Raw genomic sequence first — 16,466 nt, forward strand, 5'->3', positions numbered from 1 at the left:
AAAAAAAGCTGCGAGAATGCTCTCGCAGCTTAGGCAATTAAAGAGTTGCTAAAAATTCACGGACCGCTTCAGGCGTTTTAGCGTTTGCACTGTGCAGGTGCGCAATTTTTTCACCGTTTTTATATACAAGAAGAGAAGGAATACCCATTACATTGTTTTCAGCAGAAAGTTCTTCAAACTCATCTTTGTCAATTTTAAACCATGCTTTATCTTTATTTTCATCAACGATTTCATCAATAAACATATCCAAGCGTTTGCAATCAGGACACCACGTTGTCGTAAAAATCCCAACGCTTAGTGTTTCATTCTTAATTTGTTCGCGAAATTGTTTTTCTTCCGTAAATTGTTTCATTGTGTTACCTCCAGCATCTATTCGTTCCTTCTCACCATTCTATGGTAAGAAGTCTGACTTCATTATAAACGATTTTTTTATCGTTGTGCTAATGTTTCAGCTTATTTAGACCATAACGGTTTTAGACGTAAAAAAAATGCTAGCTTAATGAAGCTAACATTTCGAATTCGTAGAATGTTGTGTCTATTATCAGCTAAACCATTTAGGCGGCATGTTTCGGTTCCAATAAATTTTCCCTAAATCATAATGCTTTTGAAAATTATCTGCAGCCGCATGATAGTGAAAATTAAACCAGTATCCATCTTTTGGAGGATTTTCGCGCCGCACATGAAAACGTATTAAGTCCTGACCGGTTTCCCGGTCATATACATGGAAAATCTTTTCACCATATCCAGCGGCTGGGTGCTCGCTTATCTCGAGATTCTGAATTGACTGTTCACGTTCAGTGCCAATGTCGGTCAGCACTTCTTCAATTTTAGGTAACACCGCTTGACGAAATTCATCTTCAATGACAGGCCCAATTTTTGTCCCGAATTTTTCTACTGACTGTTTTTCGGCTGATTCCATTGCATACGTAACAAATGATGAAACATCTTCATATTTTGGTTCTTCATATGGCAAATGAATATCTTCTATAACAGCTGTGATAGGAGTTGTTTCTCTTACATACCCTGCTTTATGTTGCTTGTCCGCTTTTGCATCATCAACGTATAAATATTCTGGTGGAGTGACAAGCCCAAATGTAAATACTGTAATAAATACAACTAGCATTCTTTTTATCCATCTAGGCATTCATATCTTTCCTTTCTCATCTTTTCCCATACGGTCTTTTCATATCGTAAAATTCATTATCATAACTCACTAGGTATTGTAACATACTTATTAATTTTTCACCTATATTTGCTTATTCATTTACGCTGTCTACGGGCATTCGAAGACTTTTTAGTTAACACCTTCTCTCTTCTGTTTGAGCTTGTCACATCAAGCGGAAATCTATACAAGATATTCCTTTTTTGCTGGATACTTAAACACAAAAGTATTTTTATGTTCAAAAATATATCATACTTTTATGAACTTTAGATGAAATTTATAAAAAAAACTTCCAAAACTTTTTAATTACTAAAAAGTTTTGGAAGTCTTTTCAATGATCGCGTTTTATTTTACTTTTTTGTTTATTTTTGTATGTTGATTGTACCGTAATGAAATTTAGATGTTTTGCGTTTTTGTACGGTAAATCCATGCTCTTCAAAACGAGTGCTTTTCCAATGATCTTTTAGCACAATCTTTTGTTTAGCTACTCTTTTTGCTTCTTGTATGGCCATTGGCGTTAGCGTAGTGTACAATGCTATCGCTTTAATACCATTGATTCCATTAGATTCATCAATTTGCTCTTGAAACATGGGGTCAAAGTAGACCACATCAAAAGAATTATCTTCACAGCATGCCAAAAACGATTCAAAATTTTGATGAACCACATTGATACGCTTCATCGCATCGTTCAACTCTTTTACGTCACTTTCCCAATTTAGAAGTCCTTGTTTGACTAAATAAGCTACATAGCGGTTGCCTTCTAGTCCGACAACTTTCCCGTTTTTCCCCACTGCTGCGCTCGCCATCATGCTATCTGACGCAAGACCGAGTGTACAATCAAGCACGCTCATTCCATTTTCCAAACTAGCAGCTTCAATAAACGGATCACGTTCTCCACGCAGCCATCTCTTTACTCTAAACATAGCGGAATTTGGATGAAAAAAAATAGGCTCCTCTTCGTTTTGGACATGTAATTCTACTCTATTCTTACCAACAACCAGCACATCTGCGGCTTCAAGATTTTGAAGATCTGCAACGGATTTCTTCTCTCTTCTTACAAAAGGTATACTTAAATCAGCGGCTACCTGTTTAGCTTTTACAATCATGTGTTCATTTGTTCGACCAGCAGTCGTAACAATCACTTTCATAACTCCCCCTACACTGTTTGGCTATTTACATAGAGAAAAAGGATGTCTATAGACATCCTTTTTCTTATAAAGTATATGCGATTTTTCTCTAAAAATCTATATACTAGATGTGACAAAAGCAGGACATTTTATGAACAGTGCTGCTTAAATCCATTTAAAATGTTTTCAAAAATAACTTCTAACGGCTGACCTTCAATTTCATGTCGAGGAATAAAATGAACGACTTCCTTTCCTTTTAAAAGCGCCATAGACGGTGACGAAGGCTCAATGTCTCCAAAATATTCACGCATTTTAGCTGTTGCTTCCTTATCTTGACCGGCAAAAACAGTTACCACTTGATCTGGTTTTTGTTCAGACTGTAAATATGCTTGTGTTGCTGCAGGACGTGCTAAACCAGCAGCGCATCCGCAAACTGAATTAACTACAACAAAAGTTGTTCCTTCTACATTCTCCATAAAATCAACTACGGCTTCCCCTGTTGTTAATTCTTCATAACCAGCTTGAGTTAATTCTTGACGCATTGGTTTAACTAACTGACGCATATATTCTTCATATGCCATTGACATATTAACATTCCTCCTAACAATCATTCACGCTAAAAGCATACTATAAAAGCTAGGAAAAATCTAGCTACTCAACTTCCAAATCCTTCTCGTTGTCCCATTTCTCTTTTTCATATGACAAAGGATGACTAAAACCGGGTCATATCATCTAATTTTTTTCCATAAAAATGTCGATTTTTACTATTAATATTCCATTTTTTGTACTATAGTAGGAAATAGTAGTTTAGTAGAAAGGATTTTCAAATTGAACCAACGATTTAAGCCAAACAAACGATTTTATGCATTTTTGTCTTTAGTATTAGTGATCGTGGCTTCTTTGTTTTTTATCACAGAAGCCATAGGAAGTGAATCCGCTGCATCCCAGCAAGTCTTAGCATCTACCGCATTGCCGTTGAAAAAAGCTGTATCTTCAGCACAACCTGAGAAGCTGCTGAATACACTTCAGCATAATATGTATGTAGCGAATACGTTGAACGACCAAAACCAAACTCTTACTCAGCCTGTTTACATTACGTTTGACGATGGTCCAACACCTGATACTCTTCATATTTTAGATGCCTTGCGTCAATATAACGTAAAAGCAACTTTCTTTATGTTAAAGTATCAAATTGATGCTCATCCCGAAATTGCTAAAAAAGTAGCACAAGAAGGACATGCCATCGGCTGTCACGGCGTCTCCCATGATATTCATGTCATGTATAGCGAGGATGGGGCTGCATTAAAAGAAATGCAGGAGTGTCAAGCGACAGTTAAGAAAGTAACCGGCGTTGACAGTAAGTTAATCCGCGTTCCTTACGGCAGCGTCCCTTATTTAAAAGAGCCACACCGCACAGAGTTGCTAAGCCACTTTAAATTATGGGACTGGAATGTAGACAGTGAAGACTGGGCACTTCGTTCTGCGCCTAGAATTATTCAGGCCATTGAGCCTCATATTCAAGGGGTTAACTCCAATGGAAGAACACCAGTCATTTTATTTCATGATAAATCCTTTACTGCACAATCTCTTCCTGCTATTTTGACTTTCTTAAAGCAATCCGGTTATCAGCCTATTAAAATTGATAATACGATGCAGCCTATGCAATTTCCAACTCCCGCTGCAAAACATTCATAAAAAAAGATCATTCAAGTGAATGATCTTTTTTTATGCTTTTCTACTTTCCGTCATTTGTTTCCAAACAGAACCTTTTGCTTCTTCTCCGCCCTCGATACGTTCAATCGCTAGCTTGATTTGTAAGTCTACCTCAAATTCTTTATCATTCTCTGCTGCTTTTAAGGCAGGAAGAGCCGTCTCGTCTCCTACTTCGTATAAATACATAGCTGCACGCCAGCGCACAAGCTTGTTTTTATCGCTAAGAGCTTCACACATTGCCGGAATACCTTCTTCAAAGCCTAAATCTGACATGCAGTCTCCAGCTGTGCGGCGCACAGTAACTGACTTATCTTTTAATGCTTTGTATAAATAAGGTAGTACCGTTTTTGATTCAATCATTCCTAAATAGACCGTAGCTAAGCGGCGAATAGATGCTTTTTCATCATCAAGTGCTTTATTTAAAACGTCCAAATCATCTTCTGTAGGATCCATCTGTTCTAAATGGGCATAGCGCACTGACCAATCTTTGTCTTCTAGCATCTCTTCAGTAACTTTATAGGTTTTACGCGGCTGCATAACTTTTCCGCCTTCTTTTTCTTCCTGTGCATTAGCAACAAGACGAGTTAACCTTTCTTGTGGATATGCCGCTGCTAACTCTTCTACGACTTCGTCTCCGATAGCCGCTAATTCTCCGTAACGAACGCCTTGTTCTTTCCACTTCCGTTCTAATACCACATTATCTGAAAAACGTTGAAGTTCTGCTACCGCTTTTGCGAATCGTTCGGGCAGGCCAAAGCGCTTTTCTTCATTTCCGTCCGTTAACTTGACTTGCATCGGTACATTTTTGAACATTTGAACTGACACATTGACCTCACCAAAATGCTCATTCATTTTATGTTGTTCATTGTTACTTTGCAAATCTTCACCAAATGCTGCACGAACTTGCGGCAAAATTTGCTTCCAATCATATTTAGCGTTTCGTTCTACGGCTAAGAAGTCCGCTACGTGGTAGACTCCTTTTACCCCTTCTACTTTTAAGATGTCTTGAACAACTTTGGGTGCCGCTTCAACATTTTTTTCCGTATAGTTATTGCTTTTTCCGCCTGATAACACTTCGTCCAAATTAATTTTCATTGTATTCGGACTTGGCGTTGGCTCAATTGATTTAATGTTCATGTCGTATCGTACTCCTCTCATTAAAATTGTAGCACGTGGCTTATACTCAGTCTAACGACTTGTTTACGCGTTTTCAATTTCTTCAATCAGCTCTGAAAGCTCTGCCCAACGATCAAGCAGTGTACTTAATTCTTCATTTGCTTTTTCTTGTTCTAATGATAGGTTATGCGCTTTTGTGTAATCGCTGCCCACCTGTTCAATTTCGCTTGTTAAACGTTCAATTTCTTCTTCTTTTGCTGCAATATTATCTTCGATTTCTTCCCATTCTTTTTGTTCTTTATACGTTAAGCGACGCTTTTTTGTTTTCTCCGGCTGTTTTGGCTTTTCTTCTTTTACTTTAGCCTGCTGAGCCATTGCCTGCTTCTTCTTCATCGCTTCTTCCAATTGATCCGTATAAGCGCCAAAATAAGTCGAAATGTTTCCTTCTCCTTCAAAGACAAGTAAGTAATCTGCTACTTTATCTAAGAAATAGCGATCATGTGATACGGTGATAACGACACCCGGAAATTCTTCAAGGTAGTCTTCAAGCACTGTTAGCGTTTGAGTATCCAAATCGTTAGTCGGTTCATCTAGAAGCAAAACATTCGGCGATGTCATTAATAATTTCAACAAGTATAAGCGACGGCGCTCTCCTCCAGATAATTTTTGAATCGGTGTACCGTGCGTATGCGAAGGAAATAGAAATCTCTCAAGCATTTGCGATGCAGAGATCATTTTTCCATCCGTCGTATGCACAACTTCTGCCGATTCTTTAATATAATCAAGCATGCGTTGATTCAAGTCCATATCATCGCTTTCTTGGGTATAGTAAGCTATTTTAACCGTTTGTCCCCTGTCAATTTCACCGCTATCCGGCTCAATTCGCCCTGCAATCATATTCAAAAGTGTAGACTTTCCGCTTCCGTTTTTTCCGACAATTCCAATTCGATCTTGTTTTTTCACGATGTGCGTAAAGTCTGAAAGAATGATTTTATTTTCATACGTCTTAGACACATCTTTTAGTTCAAACACTTTCTTCCCAAGGCGACTGCCTGCTAAACTTAAATCTAGTGATTCTTTTTCAGAGGAATCGAGTTTCCCCTCTAATTCATCAAATCGTTGAATACGCGCTTTTTGCTTAGTCGTACGCGCTTTTGCTCCTCTACGGATCCAAGCCAATTCATTGCGATATAAATTGCTTAATTTTGCTTGAGTTGCTTTTTCCTGTTCTTCTCGAATGGCTTTTCCTTCTAGAAAAGCAGCATAGTTTCCTTTATAGCTATATAAATTTCCACCGTCTAATTCAAAAATTCGATTTGTAACAGCATCCAAGAAATAGCGATCATGAGTAACAAGCAGCACGGCTCCTTGATATTTGGATAAATATTCTTCAAGCCATTTAACTGTCTCATAATCCAAGTGGTTAGTAGGCTCATCTAAAATCAATAAATCAGGTGTTTGAATTAGGCTTTGCGCAATTGACACACGCTTTTTCTGTCCACCTGAAAGCTCACCGATTTTTGCACTCATATTTGAAATTCCCAGCTTCGTTAAAATCGACTGTGCGTTAGAGTTGGCTTCCCACGCGTTCATCGCATCCATTTTCTGCTGCAAGTTGTACAATGTTTGCTGGTTTTTTTCGCTTGCAGAATCTTGCTCTAACGCATACAGAGCTAGCTCATAGTTTTTTAATAAGTTAAGAAGAGGCGTATCTCCGCTGAAAACTTGTTCTAAAACCGTTAAGTCTTCATCAAAATCCGGATGCTGCGGTAAATATGTCACGCTGTAGTCTTTAGCATGAACAATATCACCTTCGTCTCCGAGCTCTAAACCTGCGATAATTTTAAGAAGCGTCGACTTTCCTGTTCCATTTACACCAATTAAGCCGATTCGCTCATTTTCCGTAATTGTAAATGTTAGTTGATGAAACAGCTCTTTTTCTCCATATGTTTTTGTTAAGTTTTCAACAGTCAGCATTTTCATAATGATAATTCCACTCTTTCTTAAATTGAACTAAAAATTCTTTTATATATGTATGTCGCTCTTCCGCTAAAGACCGTGCTGTTTTAGTATTCATTAACGCAGTCAGCTTTAATAGCTTTTCATAAAAATGAGCAATAGCCGTTGATTTCCCGTGCCTGTATTCTTCTTCTGTCATCTCACTTCGTACAGCAACGTTTTCATCATACAGGGCCGTCCCTTTAGAACCTGCATACATAAACGTACGTGCGATACCAATCGCACCGATAGCATCTAAACGGTCTGCATCTTGGACAACTTGACCTTCAAGCGTGGCCATAGCCGGACGATTTCCTCCTTTAAATGACATCGTTTGTAAAATGGCAACGATATGCTTGGAGTCTTTCTCTTCTACCTGCTGACTTTTCAGCCAATCCCGCACTTCTTTGTATGCTTTTTCCACATCTTCCACTAGCTTACCATCTACAACATCGTGTAAAAGCGCGGCTAGTTCGATAACTTCTCGGTTGCCGCCTTCTTTTTTATACAAAAGTACTGCATTTCGACGCACGCGATCGATATGCTGCCAGTCATGACCCGTCGTGTCATGCGCAAGCTTTGTTTGAACCCACTTTTCCGTCTCTGCTATTTTATTCATTCGCTCACCTCAAATTATATCCACCATTATTTTAGCACAAAGTAAGACACTCGTCTCACTGACAGCTGAGCGCCATTTGAAAACCCTCGCTGAAAAATAAAAAACAGATGGAGATCCACCTGCTTTTACAGCAATTCTTTTATATCTTTTTGAATATCTTTTGGGGCAGTTTGAGGTGCGTATCGCTTCACGACTTCACCTTGACGATTCACTAAAAATTTTGTAAAATTCCACTTTATCCCTTTAGAACCTAGTAAACCAGGCGCTTGTTCCGCTAAGTATGTAAATAACGGATGTGCATGCTCACCTTTTACATCTACTTTTGCAAACATCGGAAATGAAACGCCGTAGTTTAACTCGCAAAATTGTTCAATATCATTTGAACTTCCTGGCTCTTGACCGCCGAATTGATTGCAAGGAAAACCTAAAACCGTTAAGCCGTTTTCTTTTTCTTCTTCGTATAGCGCCTGCAAATCTTTATACTGCGGGGTGAAGCCACATTTGCTAGCTGTATTCACAATCAACAGGACGTCACCTTGATAGTTAGATAGCGATACTTCTTCGTCTTTAATTGTTTTTGCAGAGTATTCATACACGCTCATCAAAACGCCTCCTTTTCCCTATTGTAATTCACTTTATTTCTGAAGTACAACTGAAATGCTCTTATGATTTGTCGTAAAGAACCTTTAGCTGATCAGTCGTTTGCAGCATATAATCAATCATCTCAATTAAGTCTCCTACTTGATCTTCATAAATAAACCGATTAAAAGTGACCTCGATATTGTTTTCATATTCACTTTCTCCGACTTCATGAGTAACACGCTGTTTAACAACTCTTGTTGTTCCCCAGATCCCCTCACACATTTCCTGTATATCTTTAAACTCAGCTTCTTCAAACGGTTTTTGTTTTTTTAGCTGAAAATGAATATAAACTGTACAGCCAGGTTTTTCTACACGGGAAGGCGTTAGCTCGGCATGAATGTTGTCTAAATCTGTTGATAAAGTTAGCGAAGCGGTACAGCAAAAATGCTGTTGAAAAGAAATGCGGTACGTTCGGGTAAACTGCGCTAAGTCTACAAAATCTTCGCGATTCGTAACAGATACTTGCCCAGATAAGTCAAGATCATAGATTTCTCCTTCTACAACTACTTTTAAATTATCAAATACAATTGGATCAAACATTTCAACTACTTCCTTTTTTATAAAATGCGAACAGTCAACTCTTCTTCTTTCTTGCCAAATTACTCCGTAACATACCTGTTATTTTGTTTTATATCATAAGAAAAGCGATGCCTTGGCATCGCTTTTCTCTTAAAAAATACCTAGTGCATGTCCATTTTCATCAATATCCATATTGAGCGCGGCAGGTTTTTTAGGAAGTCCAGGCATTGTCATAATTGAACCTGTTAGCGCAACGAGAAAACCAGCGCCGAGTGAAGGACGGAATTCCCTCACCGTAACCTTAAAATCAGTTGGGCGTCCAAGCTTCGTTTGATCATCACTTAACGAATACTGCGTTTTAGCCATACAGATTGGCAGGTGATCCCACCCGTTTGCTTCAAATTGCTGTATTTGTTTTAATGCTTTTGGAGCAAAGTCCACGCCTTGTGCACCGTATACAGTTTTAGCAATAGTTTCTACTTTTTCTGGGATTGAAGCTGACACATCATATAGAGGAGAAAACTGACTTTTTGTGTCATTCATGACTTCAAGAATTTTTTCAGCAAGCATAACCCCGCCTTCTCCGCCTTTTTCCCATACTTCTGTTAAAGCAACTGGAACATTCTTTGAAGCACACCAATTCATAAGCGCTTCTACTTCACCTTTTGAATCCGTTACAAAGCGGTTCACTGCTACAACATAAGGAACGCCGAATGCCTGAATTGTTTCAATATGTTTTTCAAGATTTTCAATTCCTGCTTCTAAGGCCTCAATGTTTTCTTCATTTAAACGCTCTTTAGGAACACCTCCATGCATTTTTAAAGCGCGAATTGTAGCAACAATAACCACCGTTTCCGGTTTAATATCTGCCATACGAGCTTTAATATTCAGGAATTTTTCTGCCCCTAAGTCTGCACCAAATCCGGCTTCTGTTACTACATAGTCCCCTAGTTTCGCGGCCATTTTTGTTGCAATAACACTATTACAACCGTGGGCAATATTAGCAAAAGGGCCTCCGTGAATGAGAGCTGGAGTATGTTCCAACGTCTGTACAAGGTTGGGTTTAATCGCATCTTTTAAAAGAAGCGTAAGAGCTCCTTGTGCACCTAAGTCCGCAACCGTTACAGGCTCATTGTCCATGTTATAAGCTACAACAATCGCTGCTAAGCGACGTTTCAAGTCTTGTAAATCTGACGCTAAGCAGAAAATAGCCATAATTTCTGATGCAACCGTAATATCAAATCCATCTTCTCGTGGAACACCTTGCATCGCACCACCTAATCCAATGACAACCTGACGCAACGCGCGGTCGTTTAAATCGACCACTCGTTTCCACGTAATTTTACGTGTATCAATACGCAGTTCGTTGCCTTGATGTATATGGTTGTCTAAAATAGCTGCCAGCGCGTTGTTAGCTGTTGTGATGGCATGCAGGTCTCCAGTAAAGTGTAAATTAATATCCTCCATCGGAAGCACCTGAGCATAGCCGCCTCCAGCGGCACCTCCTTTAATTCCCATTACCGGACCAAGAGATGGTTCACGCATGGCGACAATCGCTTTTCTACCTAATCTATGTAATGCCTGAGCTAAGCCAACTGTCACTGTCGACTTCCCTTCTCCTGCTGGAGTTGGATTAATAGCTGTAACTAAAATCACTTTTCCATCTTTTCTTGTGTTTAAACGTTCCATAACGGACAAAGAAAGCTTGGCTTTATAGTGTCCGTACGGCTCTAACTCGGCTTCTAAAATATCTAGCTGTTCGGCAATCTCCTTAATCGGTTTAATCGTTGCCTCTTGTGCAATTTGCAAATCACTTTTTATTTGCTTCTTAGTTGTCATATAAAAACCCCTTTTCTGCTGAAAATTCTTTTTAAACACTTCATCAAAAAAGGATAAAATCCATTTTCTGGGGGAGGTATGAAGTTTAATAAATACAGGAACGAACTATGCTATCAACTTTACTAGGTTTTAGTCAATCTTAAAAAGGATAACAACGCTCTAGTTCACCCTTATTGTACCATTTCATTTTCGCCATTACGCATATTAATGCCCTTTTTTTTCAAAATTCAATTGCTTAATATTCTGTATATTCCTATAATAGTATATTGTACATAAATGTTGAACCTCATCTTCACGTGAGAAAGAACATTTATACGCGTCATTACTTCGAAATCGAATAGGAGGAATTTTATTGCCTATTAATATTCCACGTGATCTTCCGGCAAAAGAAATTTTAGAAAAAGAGAGAATTTTTATTATGGACGACGTACGCGCGGTTAACCAAGAAATTCGCCCGCTTAATATTGTTATCCTAAATTTGATGCCGGAAAAAGAAAAAGCTGAAACTCAATTATTACGTTTACTCGGGAACTCACCGCTGCAAGTGCATATTACACTTCTTTACACGGCAAGCCATAAAGCAAAAACGACGAGTAAAAATCACCTAGATCAGTTTTATAAAACGTTTGAACAAATTAAAGAGCGAAAATATGACGGAATGATTATTACAGGAGCACCTGTAGAACATATACCCTTTGAAGAGGTAAACTACTGGAAAGAACTTCAAGAAATTATGGATTGGTGTAAAACAAATGTAACGTCAACTCTTCATATCTGCTGGGGAGCCCAAGCTGGACTTTATCATCACTTTGGCATAGACAAGAGACCTCTTTCAGATAAATGTACGGGTGTATTTACACATGTTGTATCCAGTGAAGAACCGATTAAGTTGCTGCGAGGATTTGACGATGTCTTTTATTCTCCTCATTCTCGTCATACTGACGTCGACATGAATGAAGTAAAAAATCATCCTGACCTTGAGCTTCTTTCCTACTCTGAAGAAGCTGGTGTTTATATGGCTATGTCTAAAGATGAAAAGTTTATTTTCGTTACCGGGCACCCAGAGTACGACGTTCAAACACTGCAAGAAGAATTTCTTCGAGATACAGAAAAAGGACTAGAACCGAAGCTTCCGGAACACTATTTCCCAAACAATGATCCCGACAAAAACCCTTTAAAAACATGGCGCTCTCATGCCAACCTGTTGTTTATGAATTGGTTGAACTATTATGTTTACCAAGAGACTCCATATCTGTGGGAATGAAAGAACCGATCTGTCCCAGTGTTTAATTAAATTACACATGCTCTTTTCCATGTTGAAACTACCGTATTGATGGCAGTTTCTAAAATCAACGATAAGAAATCAATCACTTTAACCAATACCTTAAATGAAACTGCAGCAACCGAGAAATAAAATAGAAAACCCGCTACTCGTTTAGAATAGCGGGTTTTCTATTACATATTCTTTTTTGTTCAGCCTCCTTTCAGAAGTTTAAACCGACAACTCTACGTTTAGAATCCAAAGGCTTTACCCTCTTCGACCTTCTTCCTTTTCATCTTCTTCTAGCCTCGTTTCATCCGTTTCCTTCTTTTGTTTTTCTATCATTGTGTCTAGCCATTCAGGCGGCTTCTGATCTTGGTTTTCATTGTATAATTCTGATACATCTTTTTCCTCTAAAGAGGATAAGATGTCATGAATATCATTTTGATTACCTAAAATATTGCCAAATCCTTGAGTGACTTTTTTATGGCTTCTGAAGTTTGTCGGAAAGTTATTACCAAAATTCACGGCTGAAGCATCTTCAATCGTGCCAATATGAATGTCACCTATGCTAAAAGTTGATTCTAGAGTTTTATCAGGCTCCCTCATTTCTTCTGTATCGATTAGTTTGTAAGGGACACTTTTTTCATTAACTTTTACTGATATTTCAGAAGGCCCTTTTTCTTTATTTTTTGCTTCAATGTTCTTCCTAGAGTTTAGATTGGCATCAGAGTCAATTGTTGTTTTTTTACCTTTTTCTCCTGTAGCTTGAACTTGATTGGTGCGTGAAGGAAACGTATTACCAATATTCAGAGTTCCACTAAGTTCCTTTACATCAATATGTTCTAAATAATAAGACAGTTCGTCCAAGTTCAGTGTTTCAACGTTCTTTATATCTAAATGAAGGGAATGCGCCGTTCTTTTTGAAAGTTCATTCATGTTTTTTTCTAAACTGGTAAGCCTTTTTTCAATATTTTGCAGGATATTCAGCACCTTTTCATCCATAGAGTTTGACCCCTTATTTGATTTAACACTTTTAGCCTATCTACAACATATAATGGTATATTAGATGACTTCTATTAATGTCTCATATGTATAGGGAGGAATTATGAAAATAGATCTCAGTTCTCCTCAAATTGTTTTTGATGATATCACCGTAAATGCGGTTAAAAACAATGCAGGGGTTTTTATAGGGAAAAATGTTCAACAAAATTGGGAAACTACTATCAACAGCAGTAATTCAGGTTTCGGCACAATTTCTGGAGATGATAATCAACTATCCTATAACACACACCTCGTTCTTGGTGAAGATGATTTAAATGATTCGTTTTGAACAGGTCACAAAAAAGGAATTTATACAAAAAGGTTTTTTTAACTCTAAACCTAAACTTCTATTCATTATTCTTTCTAGGTGTTTTCACAATGGTGGTATTATTTAAAATTTTATTAGAATCTCCAACTATTTTTCCGAAGCCTTCAGAAATTCGACTTTTATGATTCCATTTATATTGAATATTAGCGCCGTAAAATAAGCCTGAACTGTTTTGAATTTTATTTACTTTAATCGAATGATAGTGAATATTAACCATAGATAACACCTCACAGACAGCAGTTTACTTCACCTAATTCAATTATGAAACTAAAGATACCTTATCTTATTTTTAACTTCTTACCTGTTTGTCTCAAATTGAATTTCTTTTTAACCATTTACGCTTTCATATCTTTTATATGATACTTACTCCATTTACTATCAAAGTATTCCTCTCATTACCTTTTAGTCTATATTAACGGCTATAATTCCCGGAAAAATAAGCTAGCAAAAAACCATCTGTACAAAAGATGGTTTAAACCTGTCGCTGATATACTCTCTCCACTCTGACGGAATAATTGATAGAATAACTAGGTATTAAAAGAGCTTGGTTTTCTTCTTTAACTTTGAGTAACAGGGGCATTCTTGAAATCTATGTGTTCAGAAAAATAGGAATCAACGACGTCGTTATCGTTAATGATATTTACAATTTGAGAGGTAAAATTATTATAGCCGATTATTTCACCGAACCCTGTATTACTCTTCCAATTCACTTGCCAATTCGATTGGGTATTTTCTCCAGTAAAAATACCTGAATTAGTAGAAATATACGTAACATTAAGATTAGTAAATTTTATAATCAACGTTTTTCATCTTCTTTCATCTTCTTTTTCCCTAAAATTGAGAGACTGGTTGAGGATTAATATTTTCCGGCTGGGTAATTGGCGTGTCACAAACATCTTGATCATTAATGATATTTGTACTCCCCAATATAGCTGAATTTACGGCAAATCCGTTTCCTAAGTTAAATTTACCTTGGGAATTCCAATCTGGCTGGCTATTTTGACCGGAAGCAATTACTGAATTGGAAACCATACTTACTACATTTATTTGGTTGAAAATGACGGAAACAGGCATTAGTCAATTCCTCCGTTTTCTAAAATTTTAATGTAGTATATGCGTCCTTTTAAAGTATGGTTCAATCGATTTTCTGCACTTAAAAATGTTAGTTATATCTTACAGACATTAATTTTATATATTTTTTCCCATAAATCATTTTGAACCACTTCTACTTAGAAAGCTTGAGGTAGGGGTTTTCTGGGCCATCATTAATAAAAAAGCGTTTCTTTTCTCCATTTTTCATAAGCAGCTATGCTTTTCTTTTTTTAATTTCATTTAGAACATAGTTTTATCAAATAAATAAAACACAATCTTCTAAGAGATTGCGTTTTATAGTTCTTTAATATATTCGATGACTGAATCTGGAAATTCATTTCGACTTCCGCAATTTCCACAATAAAATCCGCTGTATTCGTCTGTCGCAACGTACTGTCTTAAAAGAAACAATGTTAACCTGTTCGGGAGACCGCATTCTGTGCAAAACGCCAGGTATTTGCTGCGCTGTCTGTTTGCTGACATACGTTTCATCCTTTCGATTAACCATAGAAAGCGTTTACTTATTTATATGGAGCTTTCTTATCAGTTTATGACAGTAATGACAGTCTATCTCCAATTATTGTCGCGTCGAGAAGAGCGGAATAAACGCAGAATTAAATTAATTACAAGCGCAATAGCCAAAATATTAATTAATAACCCAAAAATTCCGCCCAGTGCCCCCATATGACCAAGCAAACCGCCAAATAACAGCCCTGCCAGACCCCCATACAGCAATCCACGGGCGAATCCTCCTCGTTTTGAACCGGTAACGCCTCGATTTACAGTTTCATTTCTACGGTTTGAAAAATTAGACCTTGGCTCATTTTGTCTAACGCTTGGCTGTCTATTAAACGACCGCTTCCCGGAACGATACGACCGCGCACTTACGCTATAGTCATCATGATAGGAAATATATTCAGCTAAGGGAGATAAACTTAGCGAAAAAATTAATGCTACGGCAATTATTATTTTTTTCATCTATTTTTTCCTTTCTCCACCTAATAGTAACTATTTATTATAGTACGCTGTTTTATGCATATCATACGTTTTGGCCCAAAAGGGAAATAAGCTTCATACAAAATTTTTAATCGGGTATCATAACGTTATACTTTGCCCTAGAAAGGAGCGTGCATGTACATGATGCGAAGAAGCAGTATACTGCTTTTCACACTGTGTCTCTTATTTAATGGAGCTCTTCCCGCACTATGTAAAGCGGAACAAGTAAAAAATGTAGCTGTGCATGACCGTTTGCTTTATCAAGGTAATAACCAACTAAAGCAAACTGCCCTTACATTTGACGATGGACCAGATCCGCGCTTTACTCCACATGTGTTAGATCAATTGAAAAAGCATGGTATTAAAGCAACCTTTTTTCTTATTGGGGCAAAAGCTCACGAGCATCCTGAGCTGGTGAAGAGAATGGTAGCTGAAGGTCATGCTGTTGGGATTCATACCTATTGGCACCCCAATTTACTAAAAGAATCGACTGAAAAGTTTCACTGGGAAATTGCCAAAACTCAAGCTATTATTAAAAACATTACCGGTTTTGAAACACAGCTGTTTCGTCCTCCTTATGGAAATTTAACACAAGAAATGATCAACGAACTGCCAAATGAAAATGTCTATGCGATTAACTGGTCTTCTGATTCATTAGACTGGAAGCAGATTCCAGACACAGAGATCACTAAGAATGTATTTAGAAATATGCACGCTGGAACAATTGTTTTAATGCACGACGGAGGCCATTGGACTATGGACCTTTCGAACACAGCAAAGTCGCTGGATACCATTATTCCTAAACTTAAGCAAGAAGGATATCATTTTGTAACCGTCCCAGAACTTTTGCACATCCCTTATTCAAAAAATTCAGCTCCAAAGAGTCTCTGACTTAGAAACTCTTTGGAGCTTTACAACTCGCTTTGATAAAAAGCAGCTATGCCTATCATACAAAAAGAATGTGTCAAAAGATCTAATTCAAGTTCATCTTAAAACTCAAAAGTATGCCT

General features: G+C 37.6%; 19 protein-coding genes. 4 read left to right on the forward strand and 15 right to left on the reverse strand.

Features of this window, described 5'->3' with window-relative positions:
* Window positions 1-37: 37 nt before the first annotated feature.
* The 4 genes from ACLHDF_RS17260 to ACLHDF_RS17275 form a co-directional block, all read right to left on the reverse strand.
* Entirely contained in the window at window positions 38-352 is a 315-nt protein-coding gene (locus ACLHDF_RS17260; RefSeq protein ID WP_336438852.1) for a thioredoxin family protein, read from the reverse strand.
* A gap of 189 nt (window positions 353-541) precedes the next feature.
* Window positions 542-1,144: a YpjP family protein gene (locus tag ACLHDF_RS17265; protein WP_194273252.1), complete on the reverse strand. Its 603-nt coding sequence runs from the start codon at window positions 1,142-1,144 to the stop codon at window positions 542-544.
* Between the two features lie 380 nt (window positions 1,145-1,524).
* Window positions 1,525-2,304 (reverse strand): class I SAM-dependent methyltransferase, encoded by a 780-nt coding sequence (locus ACLHDF_RS17270; protein ID WP_413920043.1) that lies wholly within the window; start codon window positions 2,302-2,304, stop codon window positions 1,525-1,527.
* A 134-nt stretch (window positions 2,305-2,438) separates the two neighbouring features.
* Window positions 2,439-2,876 carry a BrxA/BrxB family bacilliredoxin gene (locus ACLHDF_RS17275; protein ID WP_413919937.1) on the reverse strand — a complete coding sequence of 146 codons (438 nt, stop codon included), beginning with the start codon at window positions 2,874-2,876 and terminating at the stop codon, window positions 2,439-2,441.
* Window positions 2,877-3,117: 241 nt separating this feature from the next.
* Between ACLHDF_RS17275 and ACLHDF_RS17280 the strand changes: the two genes are divergently transcribed.
* Window positions 3,118-3,984 (forward strand): polysaccharide deacetylase family protein, encoded by an 867-nt coding sequence (locus ACLHDF_RS17280; protein ID WP_413919938.1) that lies wholly within the window; start codon window positions 3,118-3,120, stop codon window positions 3,982-3,984.
* Between the two features lie 30 nt (window positions 3,985-4,014).
* On the opposite strand, the gene ACLHDF_RS17285 is transcribed toward ACLHDF_RS17280, so the two are convergent.
* The 6 genes from ACLHDF_RS17285 to ACLHDF_RS17310 form a co-directional block, all read right to left on the reverse strand.
* Window positions 4,015-5,139, reverse strand: coding sequence for a conserved virulence factor C family protein (locus tag ACLHDF_RS17285; protein ID WP_413919939.1), 1,125 nt, complete (start codon window positions 5,137-5,139; stop codon window positions 4,015-4,017).
* A 63-nt stretch (window positions 5,140-5,202) separates the two neighbouring features.
* On the reverse strand, window positions 5,203-7,101 hold the full coding sequence (locus ACLHDF_RS17290) for an ABC-F family ATP-binding cassette domain-containing protein (protein ID WP_413919940.1): 1,899 nt from the start codon (window positions 7,099-7,101) through the stop codon (window positions 5,203-5,205).
* Complete coding sequence (locus ACLHDF_RS17295) at window positions 7,082-7,735, reverse strand: HD domain-containing protein (protein WP_413919941.1); 654 nt, start codon at window positions 7,733-7,735, stop codon at window positions 7,082-7,084. The genes ACLHDF_RS17290 and ACLHDF_RS17295 overlap by 20 nt, the downstream gene beginning before the upstream one ends.
* A 125-nt stretch (window positions 7,736-7,860) precedes the next feature.
* Window positions 7,861-8,337 (reverse strand): glutathione peroxidase, encoded by a 477-nt coding sequence (locus tag ACLHDF_RS17300; protein WP_413919942.1) that lies wholly within the window; start codon window positions 8,335-8,337, stop codon window positions 7,861-7,863.
* Window positions 8,338-8,398: 61 nt separating this feature from the next.
* Window positions 8,399-8,917: a hypothetical protein gene (locus tag ACLHDF_RS17305; protein WP_413919943.1), complete on the reverse strand. Its 519-nt coding sequence runs from the start codon at window positions 8,915-8,917 to the stop codon at window positions 8,399-8,401.
* A gap of 129 nt (window positions 8,918-9,046) precedes the next feature.
* On the reverse strand, window positions 9,047-10,735 hold the full coding sequence (locus ACLHDF_RS17310) for a formate--tetrahydrofolate ligase (protein WP_413919944.1): 1,689 nt from the start codon (window positions 10,733-10,735) through the stop codon (window positions 9,047-9,049).
* A gap of 352 nt (window positions 10,736-11,087) precedes the next feature.
* On the opposite strand from ACLHDF_RS17310, the gene metA reads away from it, so the two are divergent.
* Complete coding sequence (gene metA, locus ACLHDF_RS17315; RefSeq protein ID WP_413919945.1) at window positions 11,088-11,999, forward strand: homoserine O-acetyltransferase MetA; 912 nt, start codon at window positions 11,088-11,090, stop codon at window positions 11,997-11,999.
* A gap of 264 nt (window positions 12,000-12,263) precedes the next feature.
* Here the strand turns inward: metA and ACLHDF_RS17320 are convergent, their stop codons facing one another.
* Window positions 12,264-13,001: a hypothetical protein gene (locus ACLHDF_RS17320; RefSeq protein ID WP_413919946.1), complete on the reverse strand. Its 738-nt coding sequence runs from the start codon at window positions 12,999-13,001 to the stop codon at window positions 12,264-12,266.
* Window positions 13,002-13,104: 103 nt separating this feature from the next.
* Here ACLHDF_RS17320 and ACLHDF_RS17325 point away from each other — a divergent pair, with 103 nt between their 5' ends.
* Window positions 13,105-13,329, forward strand: a complete 225-nt coding sequence (locus tag ACLHDF_RS17325) for a hypothetical protein (protein WP_413919947.1) — start codon at window positions 13,105-13,107, stop codon at window positions 13,327-13,329.
* 58 nt (window positions 13,330-13,387) lie between these two features.
* Here ACLHDF_RS17325 and ACLHDF_RS17330 read toward each other — a convergent pair whose 3' ends face one another.
* From ACLHDF_RS17330 to ACLHDF_RS17345, 4 genes are all read right to left on the reverse strand, one after another.
* Window positions 13,388-13,585 (reverse strand): hypothetical protein, encoded by a 198-nt coding sequence (locus ACLHDF_RS17330; protein WP_413919948.1) that lies wholly within the window; start codon window positions 13,583-13,585, stop codon window positions 13,388-13,390.
* Between the two features lie 614 nt (window positions 13,586-14,199).
* Window positions 14,200-14,442, reverse strand: coding sequence for a hypothetical protein (locus ACLHDF_RS17335; protein ID WP_029321328.1), 243 nt, complete (start codon window positions 14,440-14,442; stop codon window positions 14,200-14,202).
* Window positions 14,443-14,754: 312 nt separating this feature from the next.
* Window positions 14,755-14,943 carry a hypothetical protein gene (locus tag ACLHDF_RS17340; protein ID WP_013056683.1) on the reverse strand — a complete coding sequence of 63 codons (189 nt, stop codon included), beginning with the start codon at window positions 14,941-14,943 and terminating at the stop codon, window positions 14,755-14,757.
* Between the two features lie 84 nt (window positions 14,944-15,027).
* The gene (locus tag ACLHDF_RS17345) at window positions 15,028-15,438 is read right to left on the reverse strand and encodes a hypothetical protein (protein ID WP_413919949.1); all 411 of its coding nucleotides are present in this window, start codon (window positions 15,436-15,438) and stop codon (window positions 15,028-15,030) included.
* A gap of 159 nt (window positions 15,439-15,597) precedes the next feature.
* Here ACLHDF_RS17345 and ACLHDF_RS17350 point away from each other — a divergent pair, with 159 nt between their 5' ends.
* Window positions 15,598-16,347: a polysaccharide deacetylase family protein gene (locus ACLHDF_RS17350; protein WP_413919950.1), complete on the forward strand. Its 750-nt coding sequence runs from the start codon at window positions 15,598-15,600 to the stop codon at window positions 16,345-16,347.
* Window positions 16,348-16,466 lie beyond the last annotated feature (119 nt).

This window comes from Priestia megaterium (genome assembly GCF_046599315.1).
GTDB lineage: Bacteria > Bacillota > Bacilli > Bacillales > Bacillaceae_H > Priestia > Priestia megaterium_F.